This is a genomic window from Arthrobacter sp. HS15c (assembly GCF_040812005.1).
Taxonomy (GTDB): domain Bacteria; phylum Actinomycetota; class Actinomycetes; order Actinomycetales; family Micrococcaceae; genus Arthrobacter.
This window is the reverse complement of record NZ_JBFOHM010000005.1, coordinates 18180-34658: the sequence shown is the minus strand read 5'-3', so window position 1 is coordinate 34658 and position 16479 is coordinate 18180. Positions and strand designations below refer to the sequence as shown.

16 protein-coding genes are annotated in these 16479 nt (G+C 65.4%); 10 read left to right on the top strand and 6 right to left on the bottom strand.

The genetic code is table 11. From position 1 onward, the window contains the following. Positions 1–336: 336 nt before the first annotated feature. A complete protein-coding gene (locus tag ABV518_RS09010) occupies positions 337–1326 on the top strand; it encodes a hypothetical protein (protein WP_367766619.1) in 990 nt (329 codons plus the stop codon). Between the two features lie 90 nt (positions 1327–1416). On the opposite strand, the gene ABV518_RS09005 is transcribed toward ABV518_RS09010, so the two are convergent. Both ABV518_RS09005 and ABV518_RS09000 read right to left on the bottom strand, forming a co-directional pair. Continuing rightward, entirely contained in the window at positions 1417–1581 is a 165-nt protein-coding gene (locus tag ABV518_RS09005; protein WP_367766618.1) for a hypothetical protein, read from the bottom strand. Positions 1582–1586: 5 nt separating this feature from the next. Continuing rightward, positions 1587–2636 (bottom strand): glycosyltransferase family 2 protein, encoded by a 1050-nt coding sequence (locus tag ABV518_RS09000; protein WP_367766617.1) that lies wholly within the window; start codon positions 2634–2636, stop codon positions 1587–1589. Positions 2637–3149: 513 nt separating this feature from the next. On the opposite strand from ABV518_RS09000, the gene ABV518_RS08995 reads away from it, so the two are divergent. Next, on the top strand, positions 3150–4334 hold the full coding sequence (locus ABV518_RS08995) for a rhamnogalacturonan acetylesterase (RefSeq protein WP_367766616.1): 1185 nt from the start codon (positions 3150–3152) through the stop codon (positions 4332–4334). 129 nt (positions 4335–4463) lie between these two features. After that, entirely contained in the window at positions 4464–4937 is a 474-nt protein-coding gene (locus tag ABV518_RS08990; protein ID WP_367766615.1) for a sensor histidine kinase, read from the top strand. A gap of 128 nt (positions 4938–5065) precedes the next feature. Here the strand turns inward: ABV518_RS08990 and ABV518_RS08985 are convergent, their stop codons facing one another. Continuing rightward, positions 5066–5677: an NADPH-dependent FMN reductase gene (locus tag ABV518_RS08985; RefSeq protein WP_367766614.1), complete on the bottom strand. Its 612-nt coding sequence runs from the start codon at positions 5675–5677 to the stop codon at positions 5066–5068. 219 nt (positions 5678–5896) lie between these two features. Between ABV518_RS08985 and ABV518_RS08980 the strand changes: the two genes are divergently transcribed. The 4 genes from ABV518_RS08980 (at position 5897) to ABV518_RS08965 (ending at position 10752) form a co-directional block, all read left to right on the top strand. Then, positions 5897–6040 (top strand): hypothetical protein, encoded by a 144-nt coding sequence (locus ABV518_RS08980; RefSeq protein ID WP_165478345.1) that lies wholly within the window; start codon positions 5897–5899, stop codon positions 6038–6040. Positions 6041–6207: 167 nt separating this feature from the next. Then, on the top strand, positions 6208–8841 hold the full coding sequence (locus tag ABV518_RS08975; RefSeq protein WP_367766612.1) for a Tat pathway signal sequence domain protein: 2634 nt from the start codon (positions 6208–6210) through the stop codon (positions 8839–8841). Positions 8842–9035: 194 nt separating this feature from the next. Beyond that, positions 9036–9938, top strand: coding sequence for an SRPBCC family protein (locus ABV518_RS08970; RefSeq protein WP_367766611.1), 903 nt, complete (start codon positions 9036–9038; stop codon positions 9936–9938). 118 nt (positions 9939–10056) lie between these two features. Then, a complete protein-coding gene (locus tag ABV518_RS08965) occupies positions 10057–10752 on the top strand; it encodes an SRPBCC family protein (RefSeq protein WP_367766610.1) in 696 nt (231 codons plus the stop codon). 107 nt (positions 10753–10859) lie between these two features. On the opposite strand, the gene ABV518_RS08960 is transcribed toward ABV518_RS08965, so the two are convergent. Continuing rightward, positions 10860–12851, bottom strand: coding sequence for a rhamnogalacturonan lyase (locus ABV518_RS08960; RefSeq protein ID WP_367766609.1), 1992 nt, complete (start codon positions 12849–12851; stop codon positions 10860–10862). A 173-nt stretch (positions 12852–13024) separates the two neighbouring features. Continuing rightward, entirely contained in the window at positions 13025–13498 is a 474-nt protein-coding gene (locus tag ABV518_RS08955; RefSeq protein WP_367766608.1) for a winged helix-turn-helix transcriptional regulator, read from the bottom strand. Positions 13499–13664: 166 nt separating this feature from the next. On the opposite strand from ABV518_RS08955, the gene ABV518_RS08950 reads away from it, so the two are divergent. The 3 genes from ABV518_RS08950 (at position 13665) to ABV518_RS08940 (ending at position 15465) form a co-directional block, all read left to right on the top strand. Continuing rightward, on the top strand, positions 13665–14342 hold the full coding sequence (locus tag ABV518_RS08950) for an FMN-dependent NADH-azoreductase (protein WP_367766607.1): 678 nt from the start codon (positions 13665–13667) through the stop codon (positions 14340–14342). A 149-nt stretch (positions 14343–14491) separates the two neighbouring features. Continuing rightward, entirely contained in the window at positions 14492–14749 is a 258-nt protein-coding gene (locus ABV518_RS08945) for a hypothetical protein (protein WP_367766605.1), read from the top strand. 74 nt (positions 14750–14823) lie between these two features. Then, positions 14824–15465 (top strand): NADPH-dependent F420 reductase, encoded by a 642-nt coding sequence (locus ABV518_RS08940; RefSeq protein ID WP_367766604.1) that lies wholly within the window; start codon positions 14824–14826, stop codon positions 15463–15465. A 76-nt stretch (positions 15466–15541) separates the two neighbouring features. Here ABV518_RS08940 and ABV518_RS08935 read toward each other — a convergent pair whose 3' ends face one another. Then, positions 15542–16453, bottom strand: coding sequence for a hypothetical protein (locus ABV518_RS08935; protein WP_367766602.1), 912 nt, complete (start codon positions 16451–16453; stop codon positions 15542–15544). Positions 16454–16479 lie beyond the last annotated feature (26 nt).

Here is a 16479-nt window from a genome sequence, read left to right as displayed (position 1 = left end):
GGCTCAGAGGCAAAAGTTCTAATTATTGAGCCTACACACCCATATTGTCTTCGATTCCAAATTGGCAGTAAGTTGAGTAATTCTTGAGGTCCAACCAATATTGCGTATTTCTTGAGGTTTTGCTCCGCTCAAATTAACCGCGTTTGGGCTATTGCGTTCTGTGACTGAAGTGGCTGATGATCAACGTGTGCTCAATGGGGGCGCAAAGATGCTCACTGGGGAGCATGACGTAAGGGGCGTTGCATGGCTTCTTTTCGGTTACCTGTCTCATATTCCACCCGCCAACTGAAACCTTTGGCCATGCTGGTGGCGGCGGGCCTGGCTATGCTGGCCAGCATGCCCTCCGCACATGCCGCCGAAACCGCACCGCCGGACCCAGGCCCGGCCGGGAGCTTCGCTTGGAAGGGCTTCAACTGGGAAAAGCGCTTCTGGGGCGGGGCCCCGCAGTACAACAGGCTTTTTGACGCAGCCAACGTCAGCAACCCCGATGCGAACGGCTACGTCATTCTGAAGCTGACCAATCCCACGGGCGAGGCCCCGGTGGCCGCGGAATTCCAGTCCACCCGCCAGGGATTCGGCTATGGAACCTACAGCACCACTGTGGCGAAGAACCTCAGCATCCTGCAGAAGGAAGTGGTGTGGGGCTGCCTGTTCACCTACGACCCCCTCGCCGAGCCCGGCTACAACGAGATCGACCTTTGCGAGGCTTCGGCCTGGGGCGGCGGCGCGGCGTACGGCGAATCGTGGCCCGTCAGCCAGGGCCACGGGTACTGGTTCGACGCCACGAAACCTCCCGGCCAGGGAAACAACACCGTGAATTTCGATGTCACCGCCAGCCCCATCACCACCCACCGGATGGTGTGGGAACCGGGCAAGTTGACCTTCGAAACCTTCGCCGGTGAGGGCTTCACGGGCGCGCTCCTGAAGCGCACCGTCCTGCAGGGAACCACCGTTCCTGTACCCGCGAAGGAGCAGGTCCACTTCAACCTGTGGGTCACTGGCGGCGGGGGCGGGGATCCTGCCCACGTGAAGCCTGAGTCCGTGGTGGTCCGGGACTTCTCCTTCGTCCCCACGGCCACCACACCGCCGCCCGCGCCAGTTTCGGCCATCAAACTGTCCGCCACCACCAAAACCTCCGGCGTGAACACCACCACGCTGAAATGGATCGGCGCCACGGGCACCAGCGTGACGCTGTGGATCAACGGGGTCCAGAAGACCGTGCCCAACACGGGCTCCTACGTGAACAAGTTCAAGGGCGGCGCCACCACCACCTACAAGGTGTGCGACACCGCCGGATGCTCCAGCGTCCTCAGCGTGGTCACCTGACGCCTGCGGGCCCAAACACAAGTGCAGGGCGTCCGGATCCCCGGGTGCCCTGCACTTCAGTACTCTGATCAGCTCTGGCGGCGGAACCGCTTAGGCCTTGGCACCCCGGACCGGAACGATCCGCTTGACGGCAAGGCCCAGCGCGAGGAGCGCGAAGGCGGCCAGGGCCAGCCAGAACAGGTCTCCCGCGCCGGTCATGGCGAGGGTTCCGGAACCAATTCCGGCCGCGGCCGGGGCTGCTGGGTTGTCATACATAGTTGTTACCAGGCTTTCTTCTTGTTGAGGGCTGCATCCAGGTACGCCTTCGCGTGGACCACCTGCAAAAACAGGTCGATCACGAGCTCGTACATGGTGGCGGCAGCGAGCATGTATTTCCATCCCCGCAGCCGCACCGTGACCACACGTTCGATCACGAAGACACCGGTCACGGCCAGCCAAAACGGCTGAATGCTCAGCCCGGCCCCCGTGCCCAGTGCAAACGCCACCGTTCCGAAGTAAGCCAGCGTCACCAGGACACCCACCATGGCCATGACCTGCCGGCCCCAGTACGGGCGCGTGACCCGGGTCCAGCCGTACTGGACGCAGTTCTCCACCGCCCCGCGCTTCCACCGGAGCCGCTGCGCCCACAGTTCACGCCAGGTGGGCATCACCTCGGTCACCAGCGTGCAGTCCGCCGGCGATTTGATCCGGTACCGCAGGGTCAGCAGGGCAAACGACAGCTCGTTGTCCTCGGTCAGGACGGAGGTGTCATAGACCCCGCCGCGGCCATTCCCCGGCGGAAGCGACCCGTCCAGCCGGGCCTCGATGACGTCGCGCAGCGTCCGGGTCCGGAACAGCGCCGCGGTGCCCGTAACCACCAGGCACTTGCCCTTGAGCCGCCTCACGTCGCGGGCATACCGCGCGTACTCGTTGCGCTGCAGGTGCCCCACGAACCCGCCGCCGTGCCCGCCGCGGAATACACCGCCGACGGCGCCGAGCCTGGTATCGCGCTGCAGGTGGCCCACGGCCCGCTCGATGAAGTCGCAGGACAGCTGGGAGTCAGCGTCCTGGATGAGGATCATATCCTCGGGCTCGGCGTCAGGCAGGAGACCGCTGAGGGCGAAGTTCAGTGCGCCGGCCTTCTTGTCCGAATTGCCCTCTGTTCGAAGGACTTCTGCGCCCTCCGAATGGGCGATTTCTTCGGTGGAGTCGGTGCAATTGTCGGCCACCACAATCACCCGGTCCGGACGGCGGCTCTGCGATTTCAGGGACCTCAGGGTTTCGCCAATGCCCGCGGCCTCATTATGCGCGGGAATAAGGACAGTGATCATCGGAACGCAGGTGCGGAGGCAGCCGCAGCGGATGCCGGAAGATTCCGGCCCGATGCATGAAAAATTACATGGAATTGTGACGCAGCGCGCATTAACTAAATGATCCCTACAGGAATAGTCATCGAATTCTTATTTCCCTTGAGCCTTCCAGCGGCAACTCAATCCATCGGCAGAGAACGGGCAGCGAAGGCACAAGCTTTCGTAAAGATGAACTCAACTCAGCCGGGCCTCAATCAGCGGGCTGCTGAGAGGCCGCAGCGCGCATTGAGGTGCCGCGCCGCCGTCGCACTCCACTCCAAACCGCAACATCTCGCATCAAAACCGCACAGAAAACTACCAAAAGTGCTTGACCATGCATGTTGCACGCTGTTACAAATGTTGTAACGCAGCAGGGCCGATTCCAATGGCCGCGCACCCTTTCAAATGACAGGACCCGCCCTGCGCAGCGCTTTTGAAACGATACAAACCACGACGCCGTGGCCCCAGTTCCACGCGTCATCAAAGGAGATGAACGTGATCGGCAGTCCCATGTCACCCAGCACGTCCCGCAAACACCCCAAGACCCTGGCCGCCGGCCTGGCAGCCGCCGTGCTGGTGAGCTGCGCGGGGGTGAGCCTGGCTGCACCCGCGGCCAATGCAGAACCCGGCAACTACCGCTTCGACTTCGGCAACGGGCCGGTGGAGGACGGCTACATCGGAGTGAACGCGGCCGACGCCTACAGCCCGGAAACCCGGTACGGCTTCAACACTCCCGAAAACATGGTCAACGTGGGCGCCTCCGGCACCGGCGTTTCCAGCGATGCCGTGCGCTTCCTGCAGTTTGGCACCAAGAGCTCCAACACCTTCAACGTGGACCTGAAGGAAGGCCTGTACAAGGTGTCTGTCACCCTGGGCGACACCGCGCGGGCGAGCATCGCCGCCGAAGGCGTCTTCCAGGCGATGAACCTCACCGGCAACGGCGCCAGGGACTCCTTCGAGATCCCCGTGACCGACGGGCAGCTGAACCTGCTGGTGACCGAGGGGAAGGTTGGAACCGCCTTCACCCTCAGCGCGCTGGAGATCGAGAAGGTGGACCGCGATCCGGAGATGGACCCCACCATCTGGGTGGGCGGGGACTCCACCGTTGCCAGCTACTACCCGCTCGAGTCCAGCGTCCAGGGCGGCTGGGGCCAGATGCTGCCGCAGTACGTGGATCCGGAAGCCTTCGACGTCCGCAACATCGCCACCGGCGGGCAAATCGCGCGCGGCTTCCGCAACGACGGACAACTCGAAGCCATCCTGCAGTACATCAAGCCCGGGGATCTCTTCCTGCTGGAAATGGGCATCAACGACACCGCCGCAAAGAACGCCACCACGGAGGCCGAGTTCAAGGAGATCATGCGGGACATGGTCCGGCAGGTCGCGGCCACCGGTGCCACACCGGTGCTGGTCACGCCGCAGGGCCGCGCCACAGACTTCGTGGAGGGCGAGCACTCCTCCGTGAACCGCTGGTACAGGAACTCCACCGTGGCCCTTGCCGGCGAGGAGAACGTGCCGCTGGTGGATCTGAACGTCCTGGCATCCGCCTATTTCACCGAAATCGGCCCGGAAGCCACCCTGGCGCTCTTTATGACGGGCGATACGCTGCACCCCAACCGTGCCGGCGCGGCCGAACTGGCCCGGCTGGTTGCAGAAGATCTGGCCCGGCAGGGCCTCTGACGCCGGCGGAACTGCCCCGAATCTTCCGTGAAATTTGAGCCGATCTTGAGGTATCCCTTCGGTTCCCCTGCAGTTGGCGGTCCACGCTAGAAGCATCAGACCACCATCTGTGGGGAAGCAGGAAGAGTCATGGGGAACGAATCAGCTCTGGATGAGGTCACCGCCGTGGGAGGGGTGATCACGGACCAGCATCCGCTCGACTTCCACACCCTGGGGCTTGCCGGCTGCATCGACCGGCTCACCGCGCCCCTCCGGCAGCAAGGGACAGCAGTCCGCTGGGATACTCCGCACTGGGGCATCGAGATCCCGGCGGACTGCGCGTCCCTGCTGTACCAGTCGGCCCGCGAAGCGCTGAGCAACGCCCTCAAGTACTCCGACGCGTCCGAGCTCACTGTCCAGCTCGCCGCAGTGGACCACGGCATCCGCCTGGTGGTGTCCGACGACGGCGCGGGCTTTGACAGCAACCTCGCCATCAGCGGCCGGCACCACGGCTACGGCCTGCGGCTGATGTCGGTGGCCGTCCACGAGGCCGGAGGCTCCGTGGACATCTGCTCAAGCCCGGGCCGCGGCACCTGCGTGACGGTCACCCTGCCACTGGACTAGGACGGAGGTCCGCCGCGCTTTGGGGGGCGGCGGACCTCCGTACCGGCCCGGCGTCGTACCGGCTCCCGGCTGGTGTGCCGCCTGGCGCAGGCTCAGCGCCCCGGCCGGGGCACCGGCGAAACCGCGGCCTACCGCGACAGCTTCTCGGCGTCCGGTTCGAGATCGCCGATGTGGCCGGGCGCATTGGCCGCCGTGACCCGTTGGACGAACGCGCAGTACTCCTCCATGTAGTGGCGCAGGAACTTGGCCGTGGCTTCGTCCCTAACCTCGCCGCCCTCCCCGAACGCGGCCGGGTTGAACTTTACGTAGGCCTCCGGCGCGTTGAGCTGGGGAGCATCAAGGAAGCTCAGCACACTGCGCATGGAGGACTGCATCACCGCCGTCCCGATGCTGCCGGGCGAGGCGCCGATGATGCCGGTGGGCTTGCGCGCGAACGAGTTTGTCCCCCATGGCCGCGACCCCCAGTCGATGGCGTTCTTCAGGGCACCGGGGATGGAACGGTTGTATTCGGGGGACACAAAGAGGATGCCGTCCGAGGCTTCCACCGCTTCCTTCAGCGCCCGCCCGGCCGGCGGGAAATCGGCGTCGTAATCGTAGCTGTAAAGCGGCAGGTCCTTGATGGGGATCTCCGTGAACTCCAGGTCCGCCGGCGCCAGGCTGATCAGGGCCTTGGCGAGCGTGCGGTTGATGGAGCCGCGGGCCAGGCTGCCAACGAAATAGCCGATCTTGTGGGTTGCCATAACAAACATCCTTCCTAACAGCCGGCGGGAACCGGCTGGCCGACGGTGCTGCGGTTGGTCAATCACGTTCTGTAAGCACAGTGCGTCCCCCAGTCCAGCACAGAACAACCACCGCGGCCAGAGCCTCCGGAAGGTTCTTGACAGCCCGTCCGGGCAGGCGCTGAATGATGGATAAGGGCGGATCCACAGCAGGAACAGGGCAGCACAGGAGCAGCAGTCATGAACGACAAATTGGTAGCGGCGCAGCGCATCCACAGTGAAGCACCGGCCGAAGGGGACGAATTGGCGGACCCCACGGACATCCGGATGCATTCCCAGGAACCCGCCGAGGGCGCGGACACCGAGCCTGAGGCCGGCGCGTAGGGGCGCAGCATTAGCCACCCGGCCAACTCCGCCCACCCCTTAAATTTCCGGGGCGGGTCTTGCGGTACCGTGTTCAACCCGGCTAGGTTGAATCGATACAAGAAACCGCTTTCCCGCGCCGCACCCACGCGCGTGCCCGGCAGCGGTTCACAGCGGAATTGGACACGATGACTGTAAACACCACTGTCAGGTGGATCGACGGCGACCCTCCTTCGGAACTCAGCGGCGGAACCACCTGGGGCATGCCGTTCGCCCGCGGAACGGTGGCCGGCACGGATACCCTGGCCGTCCGCGACTCCGCCGGGCACCGGGTGGCCAGCCAGGCCTGGCCGCTGGCCACCTGGCCTGACGGCTCACTGAAGTGGGCAGGCATCGCCCTGCCGGCCACGGATTCCCCCTCCACGGAGTACCAGGTGACGTCCGACGGCGGCGCGGCACCTGCGGCGGACTTCCCGCCCGGGGTGACGGTCACGGAGGACGCCGACAGCGTCACGGTGTCCACGGGCGCGCTGGAGATGGTCATCCGCCGCGGCGGTTCCACACTGTTCAGCACCCTCTCCCGGGGAGGCACCACTGTGGCCCGCGAAGGCCGCCTGGTCAGCCTGCTCCAGAACGGCATGGCTGACGGCGCCGGCACCGTCAGCCGGGAGGCCTTCACCGGCGAGGTGGCCGCCGTCGTGCTTGAACAAAGCGGTCCCGTCCGCGCCGTGGTGCGGCTGGAAGGCACCCATCGGCCGGACTCACCGACGTGCGGTAAGCGGAACTGGCTGCCCTTTGTGGTCCGCTTTTACTTCTACGCGGGCGCGCGCAGCGTGCGGATCGTCCATTCCTTCATCTGGGACGGCGATGCCGAGCAGGATTTCCTGGCCGGGCTGGGCGTGCGCTTCAGCGTGCCCCTTGAAAGCGGGCTGCACGACCGGCACATCAGGATCGCGGGTGCGGACGGCGGCTTCCTGGCCGAAGCGGTGCGCGGGCTGACCGGGCTCCGCCGCGACCCCGGCGAGGAGGTCCGCCGCGCGCAGCTGGCCGGCGCACCCACGCCGCCGCTGGAGACCTGGAATGAGGAGGTTTCCCGCCGTCTGCACCTCATTCCCGCATGGAACGACTACACGCTCAGCCAGCTGAGCGCCGACGGTTTTGAGCTCCGCAAACGCACCGCGGCGGGCCACGCCTGGGTGGGCATTTCGGGCGGGACCCGGGCTGCCGGATTCTGCTCCCTGAGCGATACCCGCGGCGGGCTGGGCGTGGGCATCCGCAACTTCTGGCAGTCGCATCCGGGGCAGCTGGACATCCGGAACGCCGCCACGGATGAGGCCTCACTGACGGCTTGGCTCTACTCGCCGGAAGCCCAGCCCATGGACCTGCGGTTCTACCACGACGGCCTGGGCCAGGACACGTTCGAGGAGCAGCTCGAAGGCCTGGAGATCACGTACGAGGACTACGAGCCCGGGTTCGGCAACCCCACGGGCATTGCCCGCACACATGAGTTAACTCTGTTTGCCTACGGTTCCACGCCGGCAACGGAAAGCCTCGCCGCCGATGCGCGTGCGGCGTCCACGCCCGCCCTGCTGCAGGCTTCCCCGGAATACCTCCACTCAGCGCGCGTGTTTGGCGACTGGGCGCCGGTGGACCGCAGCGCCCCGGCGCGGGCCGAGCTCGAGGACCGGCTGGACTTCCTCTTCGACTTCTACGCCGGCCAGGTGGAGCAGCGCCGCTGGTACGGCTTCTGGAACTACGGCGACGTGATGCACACCTACGACTTCGACCGGCACGTCTGGCGGTACGACGTGGGCGGCTACGCCTGGGACAACTCCGAGCTCTCCCCCGACCTGTGGCTCTGGTATTCCTACCTGCGCTCCGGGCGGGCCGATGTGTTCCGCTTCGCCGAGGCCATGACGCGGCACACCGGCGAAGTGGACGTCTACCACCTGGGTCCATGGAAGGGCCTCGGCTCCCGCCACAACGTCCAGCACTGGGGCTGCAGCGCCAAGCAGCTGCGCATCAGCACCCCCGCCTACCGCCGGTTCTACTACTACCTGACGGCGGACGAACGGACCGGGGACCTGCTGGCCGAACTGGTGGACAGCGACCAGAACTTCCTGGGCCTGGACCCGGTCCGTAAAGTCAGGCCCGACTCCGACACCTACCGGCCGGACCGGAACGCCCTGGGCGTGGGGCTGGGCACGGACTGGGGTTCACTGGCCGCCACCTGGCTGACCGACTGGGAACGCACCGGCAACCCGCGCTCCCGCGACCGGCTGCTGGGCACCATGGCGGACATCGGCGCCCTGAAGTATGGCTTCCTCACGGGCGAGGCGCTCTACGACCTGGACAAGGGAAGGTTCGACGCCGGGCGGGAACGGATCCAGGTCTCCCACCTTTCGGCGGTGTTCGGGCTGGTGGAGATCTGCAGCGAACTGGTGGACCTCGTCCCGGACACGGGCTTCGAGGCCGCATGGCTGCAGTACTGCCGGCTGTTCCTGGCCACCGAGGAAGAGCAGACCGATGCCGTGGGCCAGCCGCTGCCCGGAATCTACCTCACGCAGGCCCACAGCAGACTCAGCGCGTACGCGGCGGCCCGGCTCGGTGACGCTGACCTGGCGGCCCGCGCCTGGGAGAGCTTCGCCGAGGGCGGCGAGCACCTCAACCACGAGTCTGCGTTCACGCTACGGACCATCGAGCCGCCGCACGTGCTGCTCCCGGTGGACGAGGCCCCGACCGTTTCCACCAACGACGCCTCCCAGTTCGGCCTGGCGGTGATCCAGAACCTGGCGCTGATCGGCGACCACCTCCCCCGCTGACCGGCGCACCCCGGCCAGCCCGCCGCCGTCGTCCGTTCACCCCACTGAGCCGCACTAAGTGTCGTTATGGGCCTCCTAACGACACTTAGTGCTACCTGGATGGGCTCTGGCCGTGAGCTGCTTCGAAAGGTATGGTAAGCATGCTGATGAATTTTGGATCTTCGTCAGCATCGGTTCCAATCGAAGGAGACGTTGTGAGCACGAAGGTGGAAAAACGCATTCTGGTGAACGTACCGGTGAGCACGGCCTACAACCAGTGGACCCAATTCGAAGAGTTCCCCCACTTCATGGGCGGCGTCAAGAGCGTCAAGCAGCTCAGCGATGACCGTCTGGAATGGGTGGCCGAGATCGCGGGTGTCCGCCGGCAGTGGACTGCCACAATCCTGGAACAGGTCCCGGACCGCCGGGTTGCGTGGGCTGCCACGGAGGGAGCCACCAACGCCGGCGCCGTGGAATTCGAAGACGTGGGGGGTGGCCAGACTTCGCTGCAGCTGACCCTTGAATACGAACCCGAAGGTTTTGTTGAGAAGGTGGGCGACCAGCTCCACGTCGTGGACCGCCAGGCAGAGGCCGACCTGAAGAAGTTCAAGGAATTCATTGAGGCCGAGGGCTACGCCAGCGGCGCCTGGCGCGGTTCTGTCAGCGACGGCGCTGCTGTGGGCAACCCGGGCGTGGAGGACGCGGCAGCATCCCGAGGCGACTCGGGCAAGGCAGGCTTCTCCGGCAAGATGGCAGCAGCGGCAGGAGTGGCCGCGGCCGCCGGGGCAGCTGCGGCCATGAGCGCGGGACCGAACAAAGATGAGGCTCGCGACGTCACCGCACCGGACGCTGTCCCGGCCCAGCCCGTCACCGTGACACCCATACCGGCAGAACCGGTTTCAACAGGCATGGCGGCGGATGCGTCAGGGGGCTCGCTCGCCGACCTCGGTGACGATCGGATCGGGCACGCCTTCGACCAGACCAACGGCCTGGTGGACACCGAGGGCGAGTCCGACGAAACCGCCGAAGGCGAGCAATACAGCGCCGGCGAACGCCGTGAAGAGGATAACCGCCCGGGCGGGCTTCCACCGGTCGGCGGAGGCCTCGGCCAGCACTGACGGTGCCTTCGCGGGACAATTCGCGGCTCTGGCTCAGGGCCCGCAACGGCGATATGTTAAGCCTACTGATGGATAGGACGGCACTTCATCAGATTCGGTTCCAGTCGAAGGAGACGTTGTGAGCACGAAAGTGGAGAAACGGATTGTTGTCGACGTACCGGTGAGTACCGCGTACAACCAGTGGACCCAGTTCGAGGACTTCCCGCATTTTATGGGCGGCGTCGAAAGTGTGACCCAACTCAGCGATGACCGGCTGAAATGGGTGGCACGCATCGCCGGAGTCCACCGGCAGTGGGAAGCCACGATCGTCGAGCAGGTCCCGGACCAAAGGGTGGCGTGGGCTTCCACCGAGGGCGCCACCAACTCCGGCACCGTGGAATTCTTCGACGCCGGCGGGAACAAGACCGAGCTGGCCCTCACCCTTGAATACCAGCCGGAGGGCATGGTGGAAAAGGTGGGCGACCTGCTGCACGTCGTGGCCCGGCAGGCGGAGCATGACCTGAAGAAGTTCAAGGAGTTCATCGAGCACGAGGGCCACGCCACCGGCGCCTGGCGGAATCCGGTCCCCGGAACTGCAGCAACTGACGGCGAACCCTCTGCTGCCAACGCGACGCCCGGCGGGGCCGCCGCGGCGGAACCCGAGTCGAACAGGTTCGCGCACCCGTTTGACCAGACCAACGGCCTGGTGGATTTTGAGGGTGAATCTGACGAAACGGCCGAGGGTGAGAACTACAGCGCCGCGGAGCGCAAGCATGAGGAAGACCGCAACAAGGGCTACCTCCCGCCGATGGGTGGAGGACTGGGCCAGCACTGAACCGGCCCTGGCCGCGAAAGGTTTCCCCGCCGTCGGACGTTTCCGATGCGAAAGCACCGCCCACTTCCTGATGGAGGCGGGCGGTGCTTTTGCGTTGACGGCTGCTGTTACTTGCCGGCGCCGACGTACGTGACGGCGGGCATCGCCGGGGTTTCCATGCCTTCGCCGATAAAGAAGCTCGGGTGCGGCGGCTGGTTGTAGGCGACGTTCTCACGTGCCACTGCCGTGCGGTACACCGGGTCGTGCATCAGCGTGCGGAGCCGGACCTCGGTGGGAGCCGTGGTGGTGTAGATCCGCAGTTCACTGCTGTCCGACGACGGGAAGGCCAGTTCCTCACGCCAGTCACCCAGCAGGTCCGCCTGCAGCGACGGATTGCCCTTCGTGTGGTTGTTGCTCCGGGCACCGGTAGCGGTCAGCAGCCGGTCGCTGGTTTCCGTCTCCCAGTTCCACTTGGAGATGGTGGGAACGCCCACGCCGGCCGTCGCGTCGAAGTCGTGGTCCACGATCTCGCGCAGCAGGTCACCGTCCCACCAGGCCAGGAAGTTGGCCGCCGGGATCTTCTCGGCGATCAGCTCGCCCTTGGCGGACATCAGCTGCCCGCGCGGGGAGTTCCAGGAGGCGTCGCCGCCCACAGCCCAGCCTTCAGCCCCGGCGTACCGGGGATCGATGTCGCCGGCGGCGCCGCGGCCGGTGTCCTTGATGGCCGGGATGCTCCAGAGAACTTCGCCGGTGGCGGCGTCGCGGAAGGTGGCTCCGCGGTTGCCGCTCTGGCTCATGCTTTCGTGCACGGCGAAGGTTTCCAGCCCAGGCCGGGACGGATCCAGGTCGCTTGTGTGGATCGCATCGCCGTGGCCGAGCTTGGTGTTGTAGAGGGGCGTGCCGTTGTCGTCGATGGTCATGGAGCCGAAGACGAACTCGTCCTTGCCGTCCTGGTCAACGTCGGCCACAGACAGGTTGTGGTTGCCCTGGCCCTTGTATTCGGCGCCCGCGACGTCGGAGTCGAACTTCCAGCGCTGCACCAGCTTGCCGTCCACGAGGTCGTAGGTGACCAGGACGGTGCGGGTGTAGTAGCCGCGGCTGAACATCATGGAGGGGTGTTCGCCATCAAGGTAGGCCACGCCGGCAAGGAAACGGTCCACGCGATTGCCGTAGCCGTCGCCCCAGGCGGCCACCGAGCCGCGCGGCGGGTCGTACGCGACGGTGTCCATGATGGTGCCGGTCTCGCCCTTGAAGACGGTGAGGAACTCGGGGCCTGAGAGCACGTAGCCCGCGCTGTTGCGGTAATCCGCGGCCGGGTCACCGATGACCGTTCCGGCGGCATCCGTCGTGCCGTCGGCTGTCTTCAACGACACTTCAGCCTTGCCGTCCCCGTCGAAGTCATAGGCCAGCACCTGGGTGTAATGCGCGCCGGCGCGGATGTTGCGGCCGAGGTCGATCCGCCACAGCTTGGTGCCGTCCATCCGGTAGGCGTCCACGTACACGTTGCCGGTGTAGCCGGACTGCGAGTTGTCCTTGGCGTTGGACGGGTTCCACAGCTGGATGATCTCGTATGTGCCGTCACCGTCCAGGTCAGCCACGCTGGCGTCGTTCGCGGTGTAGGTGTAGGCCTGTCCGGCGGGGGTAACCCCGTCCGCGGGCTTGTCCAGTTTGATGGCGAGGTAGTTCTGGGACAGCGGCGTGAACTCCTCGGTCAGCCGGTCCTGCCCGTTGCCGTTGCCAACGGTCTGGATCACGTATTTGGAGGCGGCCGTTCCTGCCGGGTCCACGTACATGGTGCTGTTCCGGATGGGATCCACGGTGAGCTGGACGCCGTCGCGGATTACATGGAAGCCGATACTGTCCTGGTCCAGGCCCAGCATCCGCCAACTGAGCGTGACGCCCTGGTCGGTGAGCACGGCCACGGGGGCGCGGTCCAGGTTTTCGACCTGGCGCTTGAGTTCACTGGTGCCGGCCTGGGTTGCCGCATTCTGGCTGGGGTCTGCCTGGGCCAGCGGGAGGCCGGTGAAGGCCAGGGCCGCTGCCGCCAGGGTTGCCGCGGCTGCCAGAGGCGCGGCCTTCCGGGGTTTGGTGTGAGGGGAACATTTCACGGGGTATGCCAAAAGAACATCTCCTTTGATGCTGGCGGCAGCTGAGCTTGCCGCACGATGCGTTTTTGTAACGTTTCATTTAGGTGCCGGCCGGGCCCTCCGGGATTTCCGGACGTCCGGCATGGGGTTAGAAAGCGCTTTCCGCCCTCAGGTCTATCAGGGCGTGACAAGATCAGTCAAGGCCTCTACGGTTCAATGTGGGAGAAATTGTTCCATTTAGTGGCGGGGATGGTGGCGACGGTTGCAGACGTGCCGGAGACGTCCGCCGCAAGTTGGTCGTGCTCAAGGCGAGCGAGTTCCACTGCCGGCATGGAGGCTTCCGCCCATTCCTTGAGCCCATAAACTACGCCAAGGAGCGCGCGGCCCAGCGGGGTCAGTTCGTAATCGGTGCGGACCGGAACGCTGGCTGTCAGGTGGCGCACCACCAACCCGTCCCGCTCCAGCGAACGAAGTGTGGAGGTCAGCATTTTCTGGCTGGCTCCCGGGATCCGGCGACGCAATTCGCTGTGCCGGCGCGGCCCTTCGGCGAGTTCGAGCAGAACCAGGGTGACCCACTTGCTGCTGATGGTTTCCAGGAGCTGGCGGGCTGGGCAATGCTCCAGCGCAGCATTGTAGGCGGCCTGCCTTCGCTGGTGTTTTTGTTCGGCCGTAAGGTTCATGTCCACGTCCCCCGTCGTGTTTTCGGCATGCAGCACCCAGATTAGCGCCGCAGCTCCGGCGTGGCACATTCAGGTGCCGTAGGCACTTCAAAGTGCCTTCTTACGCCAATGCTGTGCTACGGCGAGGATCGACTAAGCCATCCCGGCACTTTTCGAAAGGACCCCCATGCCCTCCATCCTCCACGTCAATGCTTCCCCCCGCGGCGACCACAGCAGCTCCCTGGAGCTTGCCCGCACCTTCATCGAGTCAGTCCGGAACGCCCCCGGCGGCGACGTTGACGTGCAGACCGTGAATCTGTTCGAGGCAGGTGTCCTCCCCCAGTTCGGCACCACGGCGGCCGCCGCCAAGATGGCGATCTTCACGGGACAGGGCCAGAGCCCGGAGCAGATCCAGGCATGGGAGGCCGCCCGGGCGGTCTTCGACCAGTTCGCAGCCGCGGACGCGTACGTCTTCAACATCCCGATGTGGAACTCCGGCATCCCTTACGTGCTCAAGCAGTGGATCGACGTCGTCACCCAGCCCGGCTGGAGCTTCGGCTTCGATCCCGAGACCGGCTACAGCGGACTCATGACCGGCAAACAAGCCGTGGCTATCCACACCAGCGGCGTCTACGCGCCGGGCGTTACCGCGGCCTTCGGCCGGGACTTCAGCAGCACCTTCTTCGCTGACTGGCTGGAGTTCGTGGGCATCGAGGCTGCCACGCATGTCCGCTTCGCGCCCACCGTAATGGGCGCGGAGCCGGAACAGGCGCGCCTGCTGGCTGTGTCAGAGCTCGACGGCGCCGCGCCGGGTTTCGCCGCACGGCTGGCCGCCGCCGGCGTGCTCCAGCCCGTGCCCTGCTGACTGCGGTCCACATACATTCCACAGTTCTGGCTGCCATGACTGGACAGGGTGGGCCGGACTGTCCTAGCGTCAAAGGACGGCCCGTCCCGCCGGCGGGCTCCAGCGCTGATGCAGTCCGGCGCCCGCGCAAACGCTGAAAGTGAGCAACCGTGCCTGCCACCCATTTTGACCGTTTCCTGGCTGAATCCGTGACGCCGCAGCGGGACTCTGGAACGGGACTGGGGCGCGATGAGCTCTACGGCCTCTACACAAGCTGGTGCCTGATCAACCACGTTGAACCTGAGGAACCGGCGTTCCTGTGGAAGGCGCTCAAAGACCATGGGATTGCTGCCGAACACAACAACCTGAACATGACCGGGCCCGCGGCTGCGGATTACATCATTTCCAGCGCCCCGGACCTCGTCTGACGTTTCAGGACATCGCCGGATTATTCCCGCCGAAGGCCTGAAATATCCCCGGTGGCACCGCTGTTGGCCCGGACATGACAACAATCGGAATCATCGGTGCAGGACACATTGGAAGCCAGGTTGCCAGGAAAGCGGTGGAGCTCGGCTATGACGTGGTCATCAGCAACTCACGCGGACCGGAGACCCTCACGGAGCTGGTAACGGAACTGGGCCCGAGAGCCCGGGCCGCCACCCCGGCCGAGGCCGCGGCGGCAGGCGATTTCGCCGTCGTCACCGTGCCGCTCAAAAACTACCGGGACATTCCCGTGGGGCCCTTGGCCGGCAAGATCGTCATCGACACCAACAACTACTACTGGGAACGGGACGGGCGCATCCCAGCCCTGGACAACGGCGACACCACCACCAGCGGCCTGCTGCAGGAACACCTGCCGGAGTCCAAGGTGGCCAAGGGCTTCAACCACATCATGGCCAGGGAAATCACCACCGACGGCACCCCGACCGGAACGGAAAACCGGCGTGCCCTCGCCACGGCCAGTGACTACCCCGAAGCCGCGGAGCTGGTGGCCCGGCTGTACGACGAGTTCGGCTTCGACACCGTCAACATCGGGCTGCTGGACGAGAGCTGGCGCGTGGAACGGGACCGCCCGGCCTACGTGATCCGGCAGAACGAAGCCGAGCTGAAGGAAAACCTTTCCAGGGCTTCCCGCACCATCTGACCCGAACCTGACTGGCAGGAGGCGTCGCGAAATCGGTTTTTGACGACGTCTGCTGCCAGTCAGTTGGGTTGGTGACCTACAGGCGTGCGGGGACCAGGACCACCTCGAATGGGGTCGGCGGCTGCATGAACTGCGCGTTCACGGCCGCGAGGGTGTTGCCGAAAAGGGCGGCAGTGGCCGGGATGTTGAACAGTGGACTCGTGATGACATCCTCTACGACACCCGACGAGAGGTTGTTGGCGAGGTCTATCCGGCTGATCTGGTTGGAGAAGTTTTGGACTGCCCAGAGACGCTGGCCCTGGACCAGGATTCCGTCAACGTTTGGAACGCTCACCCCTTCAACCAGGGCACTTTCGCCGGTGTCGGAGCTGACCGTGTAGATCTCGCCATTACCCGAGTGGGCGACAAAGAGCACCCTGCCGCCCTTGGCGGAGGCAATGCCGTTAAGGTTGAATTGGCTGCCCGTATCGGCCGCAGGACCGCTCAACGGTTTCTTCACGGCAGCCCCCACCTCGCCACCCTGGGTCACCGGAACGAAGTACAGCTCCGCGGCTGCAGAGTTCGTGAACCATGCCCCGTCCGGGGTGAGCGCGACGTCGTTGATGAAGCCGGGAGCCAGCGCCCGTTCGGCCACGGGCTGGCGCGTCACGGTGTTGTAGACATAGGCCTTTCCGGTGCCGCCGCCCGCTACGAACAGCAGGTTGGTCCCGGGATCGAACTTCATGCCCACGGCCATCCTGCCAGCAGGAGCCTCAATAATCCGCGCCGCGGTTCCCGTGCGGATGTCGCCCTGGAAGATGTCGCCGGTGGCCAGCTCACCGGCGTAGAAAGTGGTGCCCCTGCCGGCGGCGATCCCCTCGGCGGAGTTGGCACCGTCGAGGACAATAAAGCCCGACGGCGGCGCAGCGGCGGCAGGCAGGGCCGGGACGAGCAGTGCCATGAGAGCGAAAAACGCGATGGAGGTACGGCGTTGTACGGTTCGGCGCATGATGCTTCCTCAGTTGGACTGGTCCG

Coding starts and splice junctions, on each gene's coding strand:
- ABV518_RS09010 (WP_367766619.1), top strand. CDS start 337: ATGCCCTCCGCACATGCCGCCGAAACCGCACCGCCGGACCCAGGCCCG.
- ABV518_RS09005 (WP_367766618.1), bottom strand. CDS start 1,581: ATGTATGACAACCCAGCAGCCCCGGCCGCGGCCGGAATTGGTTCCGGA.
- ABV518_RS09000 (WP_367766617.1), bottom strand. CDS start 2,636: ATGATCACTGTCCTTATTCCCGCGCATAATGAGGCCGCGGGCATTGGC.
- ABV518_RS08990 (WP_367766615.1), top strand. CDS start 4,464: ATGGGGAACGAATCAGCTCTGGATGAGGTCACCGCCGTGGGAGGGGTG.
- ABV518_RS08985 (WP_367766614.1), bottom strand. CDS start 5,677: ATGGCAACCCACAAGATCGGCTATTTCGTTGGCAGCCTGGCCCGCGGC.
- ABV518_RS08980 (WP_165478345.1), top strand. CDS start 5,897: ATGAACGACAAATTGGTAGCGGCGCAGCGCATCCACAGTGAAGCACCG.
- ABV518_RS08975 (WP_367766612.1), top strand. CDS start 6,208: ATGACTGTAAACACCACTGTCAGGTGGATCGACGGCGACCCTCCTTCG.
- ABV518_RS08955 (WP_367766608.1), bottom strand. CDS start 13,498: ATGAACCTTACGGCCGAACAAAAACACCAGCGAAGGCAGGCCGCCTAC.
- ABV518_RS08950 (WP_367766607.1), top strand. CDS start 13,665: ATGCCCTCCATCCTCCACGTCAATGCTTCCCCCCGCGGCGACCACAGC.
- ABV518_RS08940 (WP_367766604.1), top strand. CDS start 14,824: ATGACAACAATCGGAATCATCGGTGCAGGACACATTGGAAGCCAGGTT.
- ABV518_RS08935 (WP_367766602.1), bottom strand. CDS start 16,453: ATGCGCCGAACCGTACAACGCCGTACCTCCATCGCGTTTTTCGCTCTC.